This window comes from Rhodococcus sp. YL-1 (assembly GCF_001942025.1).
In the GTDB taxonomy this organism is placed as follows: Bacteria; Actinomycetota; Actinomycetes; order Mycobacteriales; family Mycobacteriaceae; genus Rhodococcus_F; species Rhodococcus_F qingshengii.
Genome location: NZ_CP017299.1, coordinates 3,118,532 through 3,135,974, shown reverse-complemented (window position 1 = coordinate 3,135,974; position 17,443 = coordinate 3,118,532). Strand labels below are relative to the sequence as shown.

The 17,443-nt window shown below is 62.3% G+C and carries 14 protein-coding genes; 8 read left to right on the top strand and 6 right to left on the bottom strand.

The annotated features are described in order from the left end of the window. Positions 1-5: 5 nt before the first annotated feature. Positions 6-278, bottom strand: a complete 273-nt coding sequence (locus BH682_RS14675) for a PqqD family protein (RefSeq protein WP_042919772.1) — start codon at positions 276-278, stop codon at positions 6-8. Between the two features lie 46 nt (positions 279-324). Continuing rightward, positions 325-2,412: a glycosyltransferase gene (locus tag BH682_RS14670; protein WP_075833186.1), complete on the bottom strand. Its 2,088-nt coding sequence runs from the start codon at positions 2,410-2,412 to the stop codon at positions 325-327. A 52-nt stretch (positions 2,413-2,464) separates the two neighbouring features. Here BH682_RS14670 and BH682_RS14665 point away from each other — a divergent pair, with 52 nt between their 5' ends. Next, complete coding sequence (locus BH682_RS14665) at positions 2,465-2,746, top strand: hypothetical protein (protein ID WP_042450929.1); 282 nt, start codon at positions 2,465-2,467, stop codon at positions 2,744-2,746. Between the two features lie 451 nt (positions 2,747-3,197). On the opposite strand, the gene BH682_RS14660 is transcribed toward BH682_RS14665, so the two are convergent. After that, complete coding sequence (locus BH682_RS14660; protein ID WP_083954668.1) at positions 3,198-3,995, bottom strand: ArsR/SmtB family transcription factor; 798 nt, start codon at positions 3,993-3,995, stop codon at positions 3,198-3,200. A 411-nt stretch (positions 3,996-4,406) separates the two neighbouring features. On the opposite strand from BH682_RS14660, the gene BH682_RS14655 reads away from it, so the two are divergent. Continuing rightward, positions 4,407-5,822 (top strand): NAD(P)/FAD-dependent oxidoreductase, encoded by a 1,416-nt coding sequence (locus tag BH682_RS14655; protein ID WP_003944885.1) that lies wholly within the window; start codon positions 4,407-4,409, stop codon positions 5,820-5,822. Positions 5,823-5,905: 83 nt separating this feature from the next. Here BH682_RS14655 and BH682_RS14650 read toward each other — a convergent pair whose 3' ends face one another. Together BH682_RS14650 and BH682_RS14645 are read right to left on the bottom strand one after the other, a co-directional pair. After that, positions 5,906-6,334 (bottom strand): PaaI family thioesterase, encoded by a 429-nt coding sequence (locus BH682_RS14650; protein ID WP_003945020.1) that lies wholly within the window; start codon positions 6,332-6,334, stop codon positions 5,906-5,908. Positions 6,335-6,570: 236 nt separating this feature from the next. Then, positions 6,571-7,353, bottom strand: coding sequence for a hypothetical protein (locus BH682_RS14645; protein WP_003944809.1), 783 nt, complete (start codon positions 7,351-7,353; stop codon positions 6,571-6,573). A 202-nt stretch (positions 7,354-7,555) separates the two neighbouring features. On the opposite strand from BH682_RS14645, the gene BH682_RS14640 reads away from it, so the two are divergent. The 3 genes from BH682_RS14640 to BH682_RS14630 are packed head-to-tail and all read left to right on the top strand — an operon-like array spanning position 7,556 to position 10,952. Then, positions 7,556-9,016, top strand: a complete 1,461-nt coding sequence (locus tag BH682_RS14640; protein WP_073512408.1) for a FecCD family ABC transporter permease — start codon at positions 7,556-7,558, stop codon at positions 9,014-9,016. Continuing rightward, positions 9,013-10,104: a FecCD family ABC transporter permease gene (locus BH682_RS14635; RefSeq protein ID WP_003944960.1), complete on the top strand. Its 1,092-nt coding sequence runs from the start codon at positions 9,013-9,015 to the stop codon at positions 10,102-10,104. Before BH682_RS14640 ends, BH682_RS14635 begins: the two co-directional genes overlap by 4 nt. Then, positions 10,101-10,952 carry an ABC transporter ATP-binding protein gene (locus BH682_RS14630; protein WP_003945031.1) on the top strand — a complete coding sequence of 284 codons (852 nt, stop codon included), beginning with the start codon at positions 10,101-10,103 and terminating at the stop codon, positions 10,950-10,952. The genes BH682_RS14635 and BH682_RS14630 overlap by 4 nt, the downstream gene beginning before the upstream one ends. A 10-nt stretch (positions 10,953-10,962) precedes the next feature. On the opposite strand, the gene BH682_RS14625 is transcribed toward BH682_RS14630, so the two are convergent. Next, positions 10,963-13,536 carry a bifunctional lysylphosphatidylglycerol flippase/synthetase MprF gene (locus BH682_RS14625; protein WP_075833184.1) on the bottom strand — a complete coding sequence of 858 codons (2,574 nt, stop codon included), beginning with the start codon at positions 13,534-13,536 and terminating at the stop codon, positions 10,963-10,965. Between the two features lie 191 nt (positions 13,537-13,727). Between BH682_RS14625 and BH682_RS14620 the strand changes: the two genes are divergently transcribed. From BH682_RS14620 to BH682_RS14610, 3 genes are all read left to right on the top strand, one after another. Next, a complete protein-coding gene (locus BH682_RS14620; protein WP_003944876.1) occupies positions 13,728-14,141 on the top strand; it encodes a BlaI/MecI/CopY family transcriptional regulator in 414 nt (137 codons plus the stop codon). A gap of 25 nt (positions 14,142-14,166) precedes the next feature. Continuing rightward, positions 14,167-15,120 carry a M56 family metallopeptidase gene (locus BH682_RS14615; RefSeq protein ID WP_007730909.1) on the top strand — a complete coding sequence of 318 codons (954 nt, stop codon included), beginning with the start codon at positions 14,167-14,169 and terminating at the stop codon, positions 15,118-15,120. Between the two features lie 261 nt (positions 15,121-15,381). Beyond that, positions 15,382-17,325, top strand: coding sequence for a DEAD/DEAH box helicase (locus BH682_RS14610; protein WP_075833183.1), 1,944 nt, complete (start codon positions 15,382-15,384; stop codon positions 17,323-17,325). The last annotated feature ends 118 nt before the right edge of the window (positions 17,326-17,443 follow it).

Sequence of the window (17,443 nt, the reverse complement as noted above, 5' to 3'; positions counted from 1 at the left end):
AATTCTCACACCAGCAGACGAGAGGTGCTCAGCCGTCCGTACGTCTCGTTGACTACCGACTTCGCCTCGTCGTCAGGGATCTCGAGCACTTCTGCCACGGCCTGGACAATTTCGCTGACGGTCCGGCCGTCACACAGTTCCCACACCAACGTCGCGACCGGGTTGAGGTGATGGGCAACCTCGCTGGAGCTGTCGTACAGCACAACACCGTCGGTGAGATCGTTGCTCTCCACCGTCTGAGAGCGTTGCGGTCTCACACCTTCGAGTAGTTCGGTCAAGATATCTCCTTGGTTCAGCGAATCCGATTTCGTTTTGGTGGTGGTCTCACAGTGCGAAGCGTCGTGAGTATTCGGATTCGATTGCGCCCGAACGAATCAGGCTGCGTGTGGAGGCGATGCCGGGCGACAGCGTCAGGCACGTGAGCGCTCCCCCGGCACTCGCATCCACCAGGTAGTCGCCCAGAGTTCGGTAGTGACCCGCCCATTGTCCGAATGCTTCGGGATCTGACTCCGGATCCGCAATCTCGTCGAGAATTCGCTCGAAGGCGCGTGAATGTACGAGAACGGCGTGGACTCCACGGTTCTCAGGACTGGTGCGCAAGAGTGCCGAACCGTCGAGCAGAGCTCCGTCCCTCGATTGCGGGTCGTGTCCGAGGTGGACGACGTCCCAATCGCCGTGATCCAACTCTTCGCGGGCATGGCCAAGGATCGATGCGGCGGCATCCAGCAAACTGACGTCGTCAGCAGCGATGAGGACCGAATCCCAGCCCTTCTCAGTCGCCCGAGCGAGCGCACGACGCCACGAGACGGCAAAGGCCGCGTCCTGATTCATCGCGTCCTCGAAAGCCGACACTCTTTCCACCGCTGTTACGCGCGGTAAGCGAATGAATCTATGCCAAGACGCTTTCCATCTGTCGATGTCGAGATCGAGATTCACGACGGCAACACCGAGGTCCGACTCAGAATCCTCGACAACGGGGTTGGGTTCTCCCCCTACTCGGACAGGCGACAGTGGGCGATCGAGCACAACGTCGACTGCGCCTCGCTCGAGCAGATAAGCCGCCAGTGAAAAGTCGGTCGGCGCGGGTCCGTTGATCCTTCGTGAGAGTTCGTCTCGCAAAGTTCCGTATGTCGCCGCGCGAACAATCAGTGCAGCTCCGACCAGATCTTCGCCGTGTGCGTGGATGACAGCCGTATCGGCCTCGGCCGGGAGGTCGTCGACGATGTTCCGTAGCTTGTACATAACCGCGGGTTCGATCACGCGCGCCTCGTCCAGAAAAACCACCGACTTCCAGGCCAACAGAATGGCCTTGTCGATTCCGGCGACGAACGCAGACGCAGTCCTCCACCCATCCGGAGCGTCGTCCTCCGCCGGAATGGCACGGTGAACGGTCAGTTCGATCGACTCGGCCTCCGCCAGGCATGAACGCCACGGAGCGACTCGGCGGTCGTCGCCGAGAACGATCACTCCACCAAAGGCCAACTCGGGTCTCTGGACGCTCAGCTCCGCACGGAGACGGATCTCGGGATACGAATCACCGAGGTATTCGGAGAACTGACGATGGAGTGAATCGATGTCCCAACTGACCTCAGTCCAACCGAGCAGGTAGTTGTGAACACGATCTTCCCAGTTTATTCGATACGGGACACCCGCCGGGCGCTCGAACCGATGGTGCCAACCGAAAGCCGGAAGGCAGACGACCTTGCCGCCGTTGATCCGGAACTTCTCGTGGATGTATCCCTCTTCACCTCCGAATCCGGTGAAGTGCGAGTTCAATCCCGGCCACGCCTCACGCCTGCAGGCAAATGAGCCGAGGCCCTGCATGACGATCTCGAAAGGCACGTCCGGGTGTTGCTTCGCTCGCGGATCAACTCCCCACGAGCCGAACATCCCGTTGCGCCACTTGGGGTCCATGTGGGTGGCCGCGATGTGCGAGGAATCCTGGGAGAGCATCGGTCCCTGGATCAGATCGTCGGTTTCCGGATTTGCATCGAAATACGCCAGCAACGCCGACAACGATCCCGGTGCCAAGATCACGTGAGAGTCGAGGACCAGGACGTACTTTCCTGTTGCCTTGCGGAACAGGACGTCCCGCACCGCAGTCGATCGAACGTCGATGAACGGAACGTAGCGGAACCGATCGATATACCCCGCAAACGATTCGAGCATCGGCGCCGGCAACCCCTCGGGGTTGTTGTCCAACAAGACGAATTCGACTCTGTCCAAAACCTCGCGATGATGGACCAAGATCGAGTGGATCGTGAAGTACGCGCCGTCGAAATCGTCGTAGGTTGCGATCGCGACAGTCAGATCGGCAAGTTCTCCGTGCGGAGGAGTCTCCTTCACCTGAACCGACCCCGCGCTCTGAAACTTCTTCAGAGCGCGGTGTAGCGCGACGTCGAACTCTGTCATCGTCGGTGTTCCCCCTCGGAACCAGTCGCGTCGTGTCGGCTACGTAGGTTCCGTGGGATTTGTCGGCTGGGTCGGAGGGGTCGGGAAGGTCGGCTCGGTGCGAGTGGTCGGCACCGTCGGTACGGTTGGCACAGTCGGGACGGTAGGCTCCGTCGGCGCTGTCGGCCCGGTGGGTTTGGCGGTCGTCGTTCCACCCGAACCTGACGAGCTACCGGTTGATCCGGAACCTGTGGAACTTCCGGACGGTCCCGAACTCCCGGAACTACCCGAACTTCCTGACGATCCCGAACTTCCCGATGATCCGGGATTGCCCGGCTCGTTTCCGCCCGGCTGATTCCCTCCCGGAGTATTACCACCGGGTTGATTCCCGCCTGGTTGCTCGCCGCCTGGTTGATTCGGATTCTGCTGGCCACGACTTGGCGCTCCGGAAAGATTCGGCGTGTCACCGGCTGCGAAGGCCGGCGCCGCACCACCGAGGCTGATCGACGTCACGACGGGCACAGTTACCGCCGAGGCCGCTAGAACTGTCTTGACGAACTTGCGTCGATCAACTGGAACATTCTGAAAAGCGTCGTCGCCCATAGTGTTTCTCCCATGCGTCCGAGACGAGGTCGTCCTCACTCGATGTCGGGCAAAACGCTAGCATCCTTCTGGCAACTTTACAGACTGAACGCGCCAATATTTGACGGTTATGCGAATTTGAGTCCGGACTGGGCCGACTGTTCGGACAAACGTACGGCGATCTCCTCCTGTTCAGGGGACTCGTTTGTCCCGGTCGACAACCGTCAACCGACCGGCATCTCCCACGGCGCCACCGGAAGAGTATTTCCGGTTTCGAGGTAGGACTTCAGATTCGACAGCACCGCCGACCATCCGCCGGCCACCTCCATGCGAGCCGATTCGTCCGCCAAATCGGTGTGCTTGACGGTCAGTCGCACGATCGCGCCGAAGGCTTCGATGTCGAAACTCACCCGAGAGATGTCGACGCCCGGTTCGCCGTTCGGATCAGCCCAGGTGGTGACCAACCTCGACGGTGGGCTGCTTTCGACTACGGTGCCGACTACATCCGCGATGTTCGAACCGTCGATCCGGCGGTGCTCCCAGGTCGATCCCGGCTGCCAGTCGGAGACGTTGCTGTGTCCCCAATACTCTGCGGTGGCCTGTGCGTCGGTGAGCGCTTTCCAGACGTTGTCCGCCGTGCTCGCAATGTAGGTGACGTACACAAAACTGGGCTTGTCGGTCATGGCTTCCTCCGCGATTTTTTTGACGGTACTGAGCGCACGAAGGCGCGGTACCTCGAACTTGTTGATCCACCGCTCTCGAATCTCCTCGAGCGCAACGGGATTGAGATAGTGAAGCTTTGCCCTCCCCTGTCGGACCGTGCTGATCAGATTGGCGTCCTCGAGCATGGTGAGGTGTTGAGTGACAGCTTGCCGACTCATGTCGAGGCTGTCGCACAGCTCGCCGAGCGACTGACCGTTGGCTACGAACAAGCGGTCCAGGAGAAGCCTTCGTGTGGGATCGGCCAGTGCTTTGAAGGCTGCATTCATCCGGTCGTTCACAACTTCACAATATGCAAGCATTTACTTGCATGTCAACGGTTGGGCGTGCCGGGTTTCGAAAGTTGGGACAGATGAGGTGTGATGTCTCTAGGCAGATGTGATCTGAATCCCGGATTGCACCGTAAGAGAGGTTGGGCACATGGACTGGGCAGCAATTGGAGTGGGTGTCGGGTATGCCTCGGTGGCCCTGTCGATCCTGGTTTTCGTCGGCGGGTGCATCGCACTGTTCATCTTGTCCGTCCGCCAGTAGCTGACACCTCGACAAAGTGGTGATCACCCCGGGGTCCGGCCAAGCCGATCACCTCGGGAGTGATCACCCTCGAGGCCGCTTGATCGATTCGGACACACCGGCGCGCGTCGGACTGCTCGCAGAGAAGCTCGGCCGCGGTGGGACTACCGTAGGACTGTCGCCTAGAACTCGAGGAGTACGGAATGAGCATCCAGTCGGTTGAACCGCACCGCCACCGCGTAGTGGTGATCGGTTCCGGCTTCGGAGGATTGTTCGGCACTCAGGCTCTCAAAAAAGCCGATGCCGACATCACGATGATCGCGCGTACAACCCACCATCTGTTTCAGCCGCTCCTCTATCAGGTTGCGACCGGCATCCTCTCGGTCGGTGACATCGCTCCCGCCACGAGACTGGTGCTGCGCAAGCAGAAGAACGCACAGGTACTGCTCGGTGAGGTCGAGACCATTGATCTCGAGAATCAGACCGTGACCTCGCGCCTGCTCGAACGCGTCACTGTTACGCCGTTCGACAGTCTGATCGTGGCAGCCGGTGCCGGTCAGTCGTACTTCGGCAACGACCAGTTCGCGGAGTTCGCCCCCGGAATGAAAACGATCGACGACGCCCTCGAACTGCGCGGACGAATCCTTGGGGCCTTCGAACAGGCCGAACTGTCGGACGATCCCGCCGAGCGTGCGCGCTTGCTCACCTTCGTCGTTGTCGGCGCCGGCCCCACCGGCGTGGAGTTGGCCGGGCAGATCGCCGAGCTTTCCCGTCGAACGCTGGACGGCGCGTTCCGCAAGATCGATCCTCGTGAAGCGCGCGTCGTGCTCCTCGACGGCGCCCCTGCCGTGTTGCCCGTGTACGGCGGGAAGCTCAGCCGCAAGGCTGCCGAGACGCTCGAGAAGCTCGGCGTCGAGATCCAGCTCGACGCGATGGTCACCGACGTGGACAACGACGGTCTGATCATCAAGGAGAAGGACGGCACGCTTCGCCGTATCGAGTCGCAGTGCAAGGTGTGGTCCGCCGGCGTGCAGGCCAGCCCCCTCGGCAAGCAGCTCGCAGAACAGAGCGGCGGAGAAACCGACCGCGCCGGCCGCGTCATGGTCAATCCCGACTTGTCTCTGCCCGGGCACCCCAACGTCTTTGTCATCGGCGACATGATGTCGCTCGACAAGCTGCCCGGATTGGCTCAGGTTGCCATGCAGGGTGGCAAGTACGCGGCCAAGCAGATCAAAGCGTCACTGGACGGCAAGTCACCGTCGGAACGAGTTCCGTTCAAGTACTTCGACAAGGGCAGTATGGCAACGATCTCGCGCTTCAGCGCGGTAGCCAAGGTGGGCAAGCTCGAGATCAGCGGCTTCATCGGGTGGGTTGCCTGGCTGGCAATTCACCTCCTCTACCTCGTCGGATTCCGTTCCCGTGCCTCGACGCTGTTGTCGTGGGCGGTGACGTTCTTCGGGCGTGGCCGTGCTCAGATGGCGTCCACCGAGCAGCAGGTCTTCGCGCGAAACGCGATGGGCGAATTGGAGAAGAAAAACAAGGAAGCGACGGAGTCCGGCAGCGCTTCGAATGGCGAAGCCAAGAAGGCTGCCGGCAAGCAGCAGAAGGCCGCCGGCTGATCAACACCTGAGTGACCGGCGGAGGGCGGCTGTGGAGTTCAACTCCACAGCCGCCCTCCGTCATTCGATCGACTGCCGCGTGGTCAGTTTCCGATCTTCGCCACCTCGGTGATGTTCGCGAGGCGAACCTGTCCCTTGGAAACGAGTCGGTCGTTCTCGTCGGTGATGCGAACTTCCCAGAGTTGCTGGGTGCGTCCGCGATGAATCGGGGTGGCTTCAGCGGTGAGAGTGCCCTCCCGCGTTGCGCGCAGGAAGTCGGTGTTGTTGTTGACTCCGACCACGTGTCCTCGCTCGCCCAGCCACACGGTGCCACCGACGCTGGCGAGAGACTCCACCACCGAGCAGTACACACCCCCGTGCTGTATCCCGGCGGGCTGGTGCAGCGTGGGCTTGACGGTCCATTGCGCCCGCACGCGATCTGGGCTCAGTTCGGTGTATTCCAGGCCGATGGTGGCGTCGAAGCCCGTTCCGAGCCGTTTCATCATCTCTGCGGTCTCAGCAGTGTCGACCATGCCATCTCCATCTGTGATTCTCTGGCGCCGGTGTGGCTGCCACTCCCTACCTGATTACACGAGAGGTAACTCGAGCTTGGAATCAGGTCTGGAAAAAGAACCGGCGGGTTTCACATCATTCGATGTGAAACCCGCCGTGGGAAGGACCGGGAGTCTCTGCAGCCCTCAGGACTCCGGCGCGGTCCGGCAGTTTCGTCACTCTCGCGGGGTGTAACTCTCCGCGTGGTGTTCCACAATCATAGGCAAGGCTGACCTAATTTAGCAAGCCCTTCGTCGAACTGGTTCCAACGAGGACGCAGCGAGACCTTGCGGCGTGCACGCACGGGCAGTCCGGCGGCGACAAAAGCGTCCAGCAGCCCCTGCCCGCGGCGCTGAGCGGCTGATTCGCCCCCGCCGGCCAAGATGGGGACATATGCCGCTGCGCCCAGGATCGACTCCCCTACCAAGCCCCAGAATCTGAACTGGTCGACGGGCGCACACCTGGAGACGGCGTCGTAGATCGCCCGTAGCGAGGTCAGGCAACGGTGCGCGGTCCAGACGAGGAGCGCTTCTTCGCACGGCATGTCGACGACGCCGTCACTGCCGGACTCCCGTCCGTTCGGCGCAACGCGCAGAGTCTCGTCGATCACCCCGGCCCAGTCGATACCGCCGTCGCTGTCCATGTGGATGAACAGGTTCTCGAGGCCTGGATCCCAAGCGGCACCTTCGGAGACGATCGATGCGGCAACCCTGCCGACCACAGCGTGAATCAGTGATGTTGCGACCTGTATCGCCGCAGCTTCGGCACTGTCGAGATCCTGGAGCGAGCGGGCGAACATCTGATGCACCCGATCCCCGCACAAGCCTTCACTCAACTGCCACCAACGCCGTTTGCCTTCACCTGACATGGCGGCAACCGCGTAGACGCGCGGGTAGTCAGGGTTGAGTGCTCGTAGGCGAACGCTGGTGCGGCTCAATGCGTTCGACCGGAGTTCGAATTCACGAACATCCGCATGCTGGGTGGTCAAGGTGATTGTCACCGTGCACTCCAATCGGCCGAAGTTGTCTTGTGGTTCTTAATGTAGGTTAGCCTCACCATAATTCAAGAGTAAAGAACTGTGACGCTGGGCACCGCATATTCACAGGAACTTGCCCCGCAGGGAGCACACCCACATAGGGTTCCGTAACCTAAGATGCGAATTCCCTGCGCACAAAGACCAGGAGCTCGATCCGCCAGTGACGATGATCAAACCGCTCGGGAACGGACATCCCCGAGGACCCAGCGAGACGTACGGACGGCGCATAGTGCCGCGCGGCCCGGCTCCTGTCCGAATGCGTGTTCTAGCTGGGATTTTCGACGCGGGGGTGTTCCTGCTTCCGTTGCTCGTCGGCTGGTACGTCGTTCAGTCGCTCCGAGACGAGAACGGTGGCGGCGAAGCCGACCGCGCAGTATTCGGTGGGACGGCAATAGCCATTGCCGTTGGTCTCCTCGTGTGGAACCTGGGATTCCGCGAAGGTGCCACAGGCCGGACCTCGGGAAAGGGATGGGTAGGTCTGGTCACGCGTGACGCGAAGACAAAGCAGCCCATCGGTGTTCGCCGGGCTCTGCGCAGGCCGTTCGATCGAACCGGTATCGAGGTGGTCCGTGAAAGCACGGCGCGCGAAGAAGGGTTCGAGGAACTCGCGCGCGACAACAGCGTCGGGGCAACTCGTCGACGCCGGCTGATCGGTCTCGCGGTGCTCACGGTTCTTCTCGCGCTCGTCATGCTCGCGAGCATCGCGGTGGGCGCACGTCCGCTGACGTTTGCCGAGATCTTCCACGCCATCTTCAGTTCGGACGGCACCCAGACGGACATCATCGTGCGAACGTTGCGCGCTCCGCGGACCATCCTGGGTCTTGTCGTCGGCATCGCACTCGGTATCGCCGGCGCCCTGATTCAGGGACACACGCGTAACCCGTTGGCAGATGCCGGACTACTCGGCCTCAACGCCGGCGCGGCTTTCTTCGTAGTCATGGCGATCTATCTCTTCGGCTTCACCGCACCGAGTCAGTACCTCTGGTTCGCGTTTGCAGGATCGTTCGTCGCCAGCATCGTCGTCTTCGGCTTGTCCTCCATCGGAAACGGCGGCGCGAGTCCTCTGAGTTTGGCTCTGGCGGGCGCAGCCGTCGCGTTCTTCCTGCAAGCCATGACCAATGCCGTGATCATCCTCGACCAGACCAGTCTGGACGCCTACCGTTTCTGGGTAGTCGGGTCGGTGTCCGGTCGCGGGTTCGACGTTCTCTGGCAGGTCCTCCCCTTCCTGATACTCGGTTTGGTCATCGCCCTGGCGAGTACGCCTGGTCTCAATGTCCTCAGCCTGGGTGAAGACGTCGCAAAAGCGTTGGGAACGAACATCGCGTTCAGTCGCACACTCGGCATCATCGCGATCACCCTGCTGACCGGCGCCGCGACCGCAGCGTGTGGACCTATCGCGTTCATCGGATTGGTGGTCCCCCACGTGGCCCGGGCCATCACCGGACCCGACTACCGCTGGCTGGTCCCGTACGCGGGCTTGCTCGGCGCGGTCATGTTGATCACCGCGGACATCATCGGCCGCGTAGTCGTGCGCCCCGGCGAGTTGCAGGTCGGAATCATCCTGGCCCTCTTCGGCGCCCCGTTCTTCATCGCTCTCGTACGCCGCAGGAAGTTGGCAAGTCTGTGACGCTCAAGCAAGAACTCCGGGTACTCCCCCGGACCGTCCCCTCACGTAAGTCGATTCGTATCGGTGGATTCTCGCTGGTCTACCGTCCACTCGCGGTGTCGGTGTGCATTGCGCTCGCGGTCGCACTCTTCCTTCTGCTCTGCATCAACATCGGACGCGGCGACTATCCGATCTCGATCCCCGATGTCATTTCCGTCCTGCTCGGTAATGGAAGCAAGACACAGAACCTGATCGTCTTCGATCTCCGACTTCCTCGATCGCTCACCGCACTCTTCATCGGCATGGCACTCGGCATTGCAGGTGCGGTCACCCAGACGATCGCTCGCAACGCCCTCGCCAGCCCCGACATCCTCGGAATCACGGCCGGATCGAGTGCTGCCGCGGTTGCTCTCATCGTGCTCGGTGGTGGCGGGTCGTTCGTGGGACTGCTTGCCACACTGGGGATTCCGTTGGCTGCACTCTGCGGCGGCCTACTGACAGCAGTGGTGATCTACGCCTTGGCGTGGCGCAAGGGCGTCGAGGGGTTCCGCCTCATCCTGATCGGTATCGGCATCAACGCCATGCTGGTGGCAGCGACGGGATGGCTTCTCATCTCGGCGGACATCAACGACGCTTCTCGCGCACAGGTGTGGCTCAACGGTTCACTCAACGGTGCCACCTGGAATCAGATGTGGCCGGTAGCCATCGCTGTCGCAGTAGTCGGCGGCTACGCGGTGATCGCATCGTTCACCATGGGAGCACTGCGGTTGGGCGACGACAACGCAACCTCTCTCGGTGTTCGCTTGCAATCCTCCCAGGCCAAGCTGTTGCTCTCCGCCGTGGCGCTGGCCGCCATCGCAACCGCCGCAGCAGGTCCGGTCGGCTTTGTCGCCCTGGCTGCGCCACAGGTCGCTATGCGTCTGGTGCGCTCTGCCGGCCCGCCCATCGTGGCGTCCGCGCTGACCGGTGCTGTACTGGTGGTCGGCAGCGACGTCATCGCTCGAACAATTCTGCCTGTGGAACTCCCCGTCGGAATCGTGACTTCCGCACTTGGTGGTCCGTTCCTGCTCTACCTGTTGGTTCGTAACAATCGGAAGGTCACAGCATGACCACCATCGCCCAGTCCACCGATACTCCTTCGCGTCTCGTCGCCAAGAACCTGACGCTCGGGTACGGGGACCGCATCATCGTCGACGGACTCGATCTCGAGATCCCTACCGGCGTGATCACGACGGTCATCGGCCCCAACGGTTGCGGCAAGTCGACGCTCCTGCGTGCGCTCGGTCGTCTGCTCAAGCCCAAGGGCGGATCGGTTGTCCTGGACGGCAAGGCGATCAGTTCGATGAAGACCAAGGAAGTCGCACGGGTGCTCGGAATGCTCCCCCAGACTCCAGTTGCGCCCGAAGGACTCACGGTCGCCGATCTGGTCTCACGTGGGCGCCACCCGCACCAGTCGTGGATCAGGCAGTGGTCTGCGGACGACGAGGGCGAGGTCGCCGAAGCGCTGGAGCTGACCGGTGTCTCGGATCTCGCCGATCGACCCGTCGATCAATTGTCCGGCGGTCAGCGCCAGCGGGCCTGGATCTCGATGGCTCTCGCCCAGGGAACCGACATTCTGCTTCTCGACGAACCGACTACCTATCTGGACCTCGCGCACTCGATGGAAGTCCTCGACCTGGTGGATCAACTCCACGAGGAAATGGGGCGCACCGTGGTGATGGTTCTGCACGACCTCAATCTCGCGGTCAGATACAGCGATCATCTGATCGTGATGCGCGACGGCGCCGTCGTCGCTTCTGGTGTCCCCAAGGACATCATTTCCGCGGAACTTCTGCTCGAGGTGTTCGGTCTCGAAGCTGCGGTCATCGACGATCCCGTCTCGGATCGGCCGCTGATCGTTCCGATCGGCACCCGGCACGTGTTCGGCGCCGTCGGCGGGCCGGCAAAGCCTGCGTGACGATCGCGAATCAGCGACCCAGAATCGTCCGAACAAGTTTGAATCCCTGACCGATCGTCACGGTCGGCAGGTACGCTCGTCCGACCGCGTTCCCGATGCTCGGCAACGCGGCTGGATCGGCGAAGGTCATGTGCATCGGCACGTACCGAGGCTGGAACTTCGATTTGAAGGCCAACAGCGAACGAAATCCGTACACCGGTTCCAGGGTGCGACCGAGCAGGTCGAGCACGCTGTCCATCATCGCCGAGAAAGTCGTGGCCTCCGGTTCGTTCGCATTCCTCTCGGAATCACCGGCGATTGTTGCCAACGGTGCACCGGACAGACTGAGGAACTCGACGTCCTCCTCCTCCAATTTCAGTGCAGCGGAGGCGATGAGGAACTCCATCGCGGGACGGAATCCTTCGGAGCGTCGCCTCATGAAGTCGAGTGTCCACCCGACGACTTTGCCGTCGCGGTGCACCGGTAGCCACGACGTGACACCGTGCACGGTGCGATCCTCGTCGACGGCGATCAGGCACCGCACTTGTTCGTCGTCGATCTCGTCGAGTCCGCCGAGGGTGAATCCCATCTCGGGCATCCCCTTGTCCGCCACCCATTCCTCCGAGATCGCAACTATCTGATCCTTGATCGCGAGAGGTGCATGAGGGAAGGAAATCCACTCGGCCGTGATCCCGGACTTCTTCGCCCGGTTCAGTGCTGTTCGCACATCCTGGAACCGCTTTCCTGTGAACGCGACCTGTCCGAGGTCGAGCACGGTTTCCTCGGCGACCTGCAGGCCGCTCCAGCCCATGGAATCAGTGATGCTTCGGGCGTCGTCGGTCACTGAATAGAAGCAGGGAATCCAACCGTTCGACGAAGCGAACTCGGCAAACTCCTCGATCGCCGTGCGCATGCGATCTGGAGGACCGACCGGATCACCGGTTGTGAGAGCAACACCGGCGATGACGCGATACGCGACGTAACTCGAACCGTCCGCGCTGAACCAGTATGTGTTTCCCTTCCACGTCGTCATCCAGGACAACGGGCTGCCGGTACCGGCGATCAACATGGATCGTGCTCGTTCGGCGGCTTTGGGATCGGCGGTCTTGACCGGCTTGAGGAAACTCACGAACACCAACACGGCGGCGACGCCCCAGAACACGACGCCGGTCCACTCGAAGAGCAACGTCGACTCGATGTCCACGGGAAGCAGACGCGGATCGATCAACTGCAGGTACACGGGCGGTACAAGGCGCTGAGGGAAGTCCGCGAGCAACATCGTTACGGTGGGCTCGCGATCGAACCCGTGCCTGGCGAGCATTCCGCCGCCGACGTAGATCACGGCGAGGACCGCGAGCAAGGTCACGATCGCAGCACCGAGACGTCGGTATGTCTTGGCCGGGGCCGCGACGTCGAAGTATCGACGTGTCGCGATCAGCAGGATCAGTACGAAGAGCGGTGTCAGGAACGGCACCAGAGTTCGGTACACGTTCGGATCGCTGATTCCGTAGAACAAGCTGTCACTGTCGACGGCGTCGACGAACCTGATGACGAAGTTCCCGATCGAGAGGACGAGTAGGACGACCTGAGCACACACTGTCGCAATCCAGGCGAATCTGCGGCCACGACGGAGCCCGTCACTCAACACGAGAACGAAGATCGACGGCATCAGCGAGAGCAGAGTCGGGCCGATACCGGAGAGTCTGAGCTCGAGGAGTCCTCGTCGGCAGTCCGGATCCGACGACGACTCCTCGCACAGTTCTCGAACCTCGGCGACAGTCCAGGGAACTCCGCGGAAGAGGTCACGGAGGACCGCGAGTGGGCCGACCGCCTGCGGGGACAGCGCGGCGATCATCGGGCCGATCGCACTCGCCGCGACGACGATGGCGACCAGGACGCGACCCTCTCGCTGTGTCCCGGCGATGCGCTCACCGCGCGCCGATCGTCCGACGATCCACTGTCCGATCACCAAACCCACCACAGCGGCAAAGAATCGGATGACGTCTTGCAGCTGACCACTGAACAAGGCCAAAGTGATCGTCAACGCCAAAGTTCCGACGCGAATGCGACGGCGCCACAGGGTGCCCATGTTCGAGCTGGCGGCCATCGCAGCGCCGACGATCCATGCACTGGCTCCGACCGCGGAGCCCACGTGGAGGCGGAATCCCCAACTGGAATCGAACACCTTCGCAAACGACGCCCAGCCGAGCCCGAGCAGGACTCCCAAGATTTGAGTGCTTGCGCCGGCGATCGCAAGCTTGATCGTTCCCATTCGGCGTTCGAGGGGTGCGGCGACTGCGATCAGGAGCACGGTCGCGCCGAGGTACCCGAGCAGGTTTCCTGCCCACAGCACGGACGTGAGCGGAGTCCAGATGCGGCCGTGCTGGATCGAGCCCATTCCGGCACCGATCGTGTGCTCGAGATCGCGGGACGGTCCGTGAACGAGGCTGCCGGTTGCGGCACCCACGATCCACATGGTGAGAAGTAGAACGACCGTCAACGGTGCGTCGCGAATGCCGAAACGGATGATGCCGGCAGCTTTCTGCGTGACTACCCGCGCCCGTGATGTCGATTCTTCGGTGCCCGGCGAACTGTCGATCGTCATCTACGTGCGGCTACTTTCTGCGGATCGACTGTTGGCTTGCAATTATCGGGCATCGTCATTGTCGGGACTTTCGTCGTCTCACACCACCGTAACCGTCACGCAGATCACTATGGCCAATACCACACCCCCACCGAGGTGGTTACTACTACCAGTAGTACGTATTTCGTCGTGGAAGTCCGTAGAATCGAAGAATGGCAGGTCTAGGTGAACTCGAACGCGCGGTGATGGATCATTTGTGGTCCACATCGGAACCGCAAACTGTGCGACAGGTGCATGAAGCACTCGCGACGCATCGCGAATTGGCGTACACGACGGTAATGACCGTTCTGCAGCGCCTGGCGAAGAAGCATCTGGTGATTCAGCAGCGTGACGATCGCGCACATCGCTATCTTCCCGTCAATAAGCGCGAAGAACTGGTCGCGAGTCTGATGGTCGACGCGCTGGCCCAGGCTCCGGAGTCCGGCGGTCGCGCTGCGGCGCTCGTCCACTTCGTGGGACAGGTCAATGCTGACGAAGCCGATGCTCTCCGCGAGGCGCTCGCTGCCCTCGAGGTGCGCGAGTCCGCGAAAAAGGCTGCGCAGCCCGGAATTTCTAGGCCGAACTGATTTCGTCGTGCATGATGTGTAGGACATGAACGCCACTACTGCACTGGTTTTCGGACTGCTTGCCTTGTTGCTGGCCGGTCCGGTTCCCGCACTCCTGAGCCGCTCCACGTGGCCTTACCGCGCTCCACGCGCGGCGTTGGTTCTGTGGCAAGCCGTCGCAATTGCTGCGGTGCTGTCGGCATTCAGCTCGGGCCTGGCCATTGCCAGCCAGCTGCTCGTTCCCGGCACTGACGGTAGGCCGACGACGGCCCCGACCGCCGAAATCGATGCACTCGGGCTCCCGCTGTGGATTCTGTACGTGGTTGTTTTTGCCCTGACGCTTCTGATCGGCGCGAAGCTGATCTTCTCGATCATCCAGGTCGCTGTGAGAACCCGACGTCGCCGTGCACGTCACCGCGTGTTGGTGGACCTTCTCGACGACTGCGCCATGCCCGCGTCGGTGGAACGCACACCCGATCTGCGGGTACTGGACGTCGACGAACCGATCGCATACTGCCTGCCAGGTCTGCGTCAACGCGTGGTTCTCAGTCAAGGCACTCTGCAGAACCTCGATCATGCCGAGGTCAAAGCCATCCTGACGCACGAGCGTTCCCACCTGCGAGCTCGTCACGATCTGGTCCTCGAGGCTTTCACTGCCGTCAACCACGCGTTCCCCCGTTTCGTTCGTAGCAAGTCGGCCCTGGGATCGGTGCAGCTACTGGTGGAGTTGCTCGCCGACGATTCAGCCGTGCGGGCTACCGGTCCCACTCCCCTCGCGCGGGCGCTTGTCGCGTGTGCCGGATCGACGGCACCCCGCGGGGCAATGGCAGCGGGCGGGCCGTCGACGCTCATCCGGGTGCAGCGCCTCTCGGCCGACGACGCAGATCCCCGCATCGCAGTTTTTGCGTATCTCGGGGCGGTCGCGATTCTCGTTGTTCCCACGGTTGCGGTTGCTGTGCCCTGGCTCACCGAACTTCGACTGCTTTTCAACGCATACTGAGTCTTGACCTGCGTAACCCCGTGTAGTAGTGCAGGTCACAGGCGGGGCTACCTGACTTCGGTGTCCCCGGTGGCGTAGAGTGGATCACGGCCACCATCGTGGTCCGTCAACATATAACGGCACACAGCCCAATTCCCCGCAGTATGCGTTCGGATTGCCAGGTGACATGTGCCCTGGCTCGTCCCTTTGCGAACTGTGTCGTGTATTTCAGCATGGCTTCTTCCGCTCCGCGACGTGCCCGTAGTCCGGAGAGGTTTCCGCGTGACCAACGCTGTCCAAATGTCGTCTTCTGAGAACATCGAAGACCCCACCGTCAACACCCCCGCTGCCGAAGAAGCAGTCGCCACCGAGCCGGGTATCACCTTCGCCGAGATCGGCCTGCCCGAGCAGCTTGTTGCCGCATTGGCGCGCAACTCCATCACCGTCCCGTCCCCCATCCAGGCGCAGTCCATCCCGGACGCGCTCGCCGGAACCAACGTTCTCGGCCGCGCACAGACCGGATCGGGCAAGACCCTCGCCTTCGGCCTGCCGATGCTGACCCGCCTCTCACGCCACGAAGATCGCCCGGCCGCCAAGCGTCCCCGCGCACTCGTGCTCGTCCCCACCCGTGAGCTTGCTTTCCAGGTGGTCGACTCCCTCAACTCCTACGCTGGCGCACTCGGACTCACGGTTCGTCCCGCTGTCGGTGGAACGCCGTTCGCCAAGCAGGTCGATCAGCTCCGCCGCGGCGTAGACGTCCTCGTCGCAACGCCGGGTCGTCTCGGCGACCACCTGCGTCAGGGCACCTGCATCCTCGACTCGGTGGAAATCACCGCACTCGACGAAGCCGATCAGATGGCAGACATGGGCTTCCTGCCCGAGGTTCGCTCGATCCTCGGTGAGACCCCCGCAGACGGACAGCGTCTGCTGTTCTCGGCAACCCTCGACCGTGAGGTCCAGTCGCTGGTTCGTCAGTTCCTGGCCAACCACGTCACCCACTCCACCGAAGACGGCCGCGCAAGCGTCGACACGATGGAGCACTACGTTCTCCTCGTCGATCGTGGACAGAAGGATTCCGTTCTCGCCGAGATCGGTGCCCGCGACGGACGCACCATCATGTTCGCCCGCACCAAGCTCGGTTGCGAGGGAATCACCGACCGCCTCCGCGCAGTCGGCATCGCTGCCGAGTCGCTTCACGGCGGCAAGGCACAGAACCAGCGCACCCGCGTCCTCGAGCGTTTCAAGAACGGCCGCACCCCGGTCCTCGTCGCAACGGACGTCGCAGCGCGCGGTATCCACGTCGACGGCATCGACCTCGTCGTTCACGTCGATCCCCCGGCCGACCACAAGGACTACCTGCACCGCGCTGGTCGTACCGCTCGCGCCGGCGAGAAGGGCACCGTTGTCGCCATCGTGCTGCCCAACCAGAAGCGTCAGTTCAAGCGTCTGACCGGTATGGCCGGCGTCAATGCCGCAGCCGTTGCCGTCACCCCGGGTTCTGCTGAACTCGCTCGCATCACCGGCGCCAAGAAGCCGACCGGAGAACCGTTGCGCGAGAGCTCTTCTCGTGGCGAGCGTTCCTTCGGTGATCGTGGTGGAAGCCGTGGCGGATACCAGGGCAACCGCTCGTCCGGTGGATACCAAGGCAACCGTTCTTCGGGTGGCTACCAGGGCAACCGCGACGGCGAGAGCCGCGGCGGATACCAGGGTGATCGCTCCAGCGGTGGTTACCAGGGCAACCGCGACAGCCGCCCCTCGACCGGATACCAAGGAAACCGCTCTTCGGGTGGCTACCAGGGCAACCGCGACGGCGAGAGCCGCGGCGGATACCAGGGCAACCGTTCGTCCGGTGGTGGATACCAAGGCAGCCGTGACAGCCGTCCGTCCTACGGAGACCGCGACAGCCGCCCGTCGACGGGTTACCAGGGCAACCGCTCGTCGGGCGGATACCAGGGAAGCCGTGACGGCGAGAGCCGCGGCGGGTACCAGGGCAACCGTTCGTCCGGTGGTGGATACCAGGGCATCCGTGACAACAACCGCTCGTACGGCGATCGCGACAGCCGCCCCTCGACCGGCTACCAGGGCAACCGCTCCTCCGGCGGATACCAGGGAAACCGCGAAGGCGGCGACAACCGTGCAGCCTCGACCAGCGGTGGCGGCTTCCGCAGCCGCACCGACCGTCGTAGCTATGACGGATTCGACGGCCCGAAGCGCGATCAGCGGTAATACCTGCGCTGAGCTGCGGCTCGACAACTGAACACTGAGAACCTTCCGGCTGTGCCGGAAGCTGTATCGAGACGGATGCAGGTCACTGCAATTAAAGTGATCTGCATCCGTGTTTTGT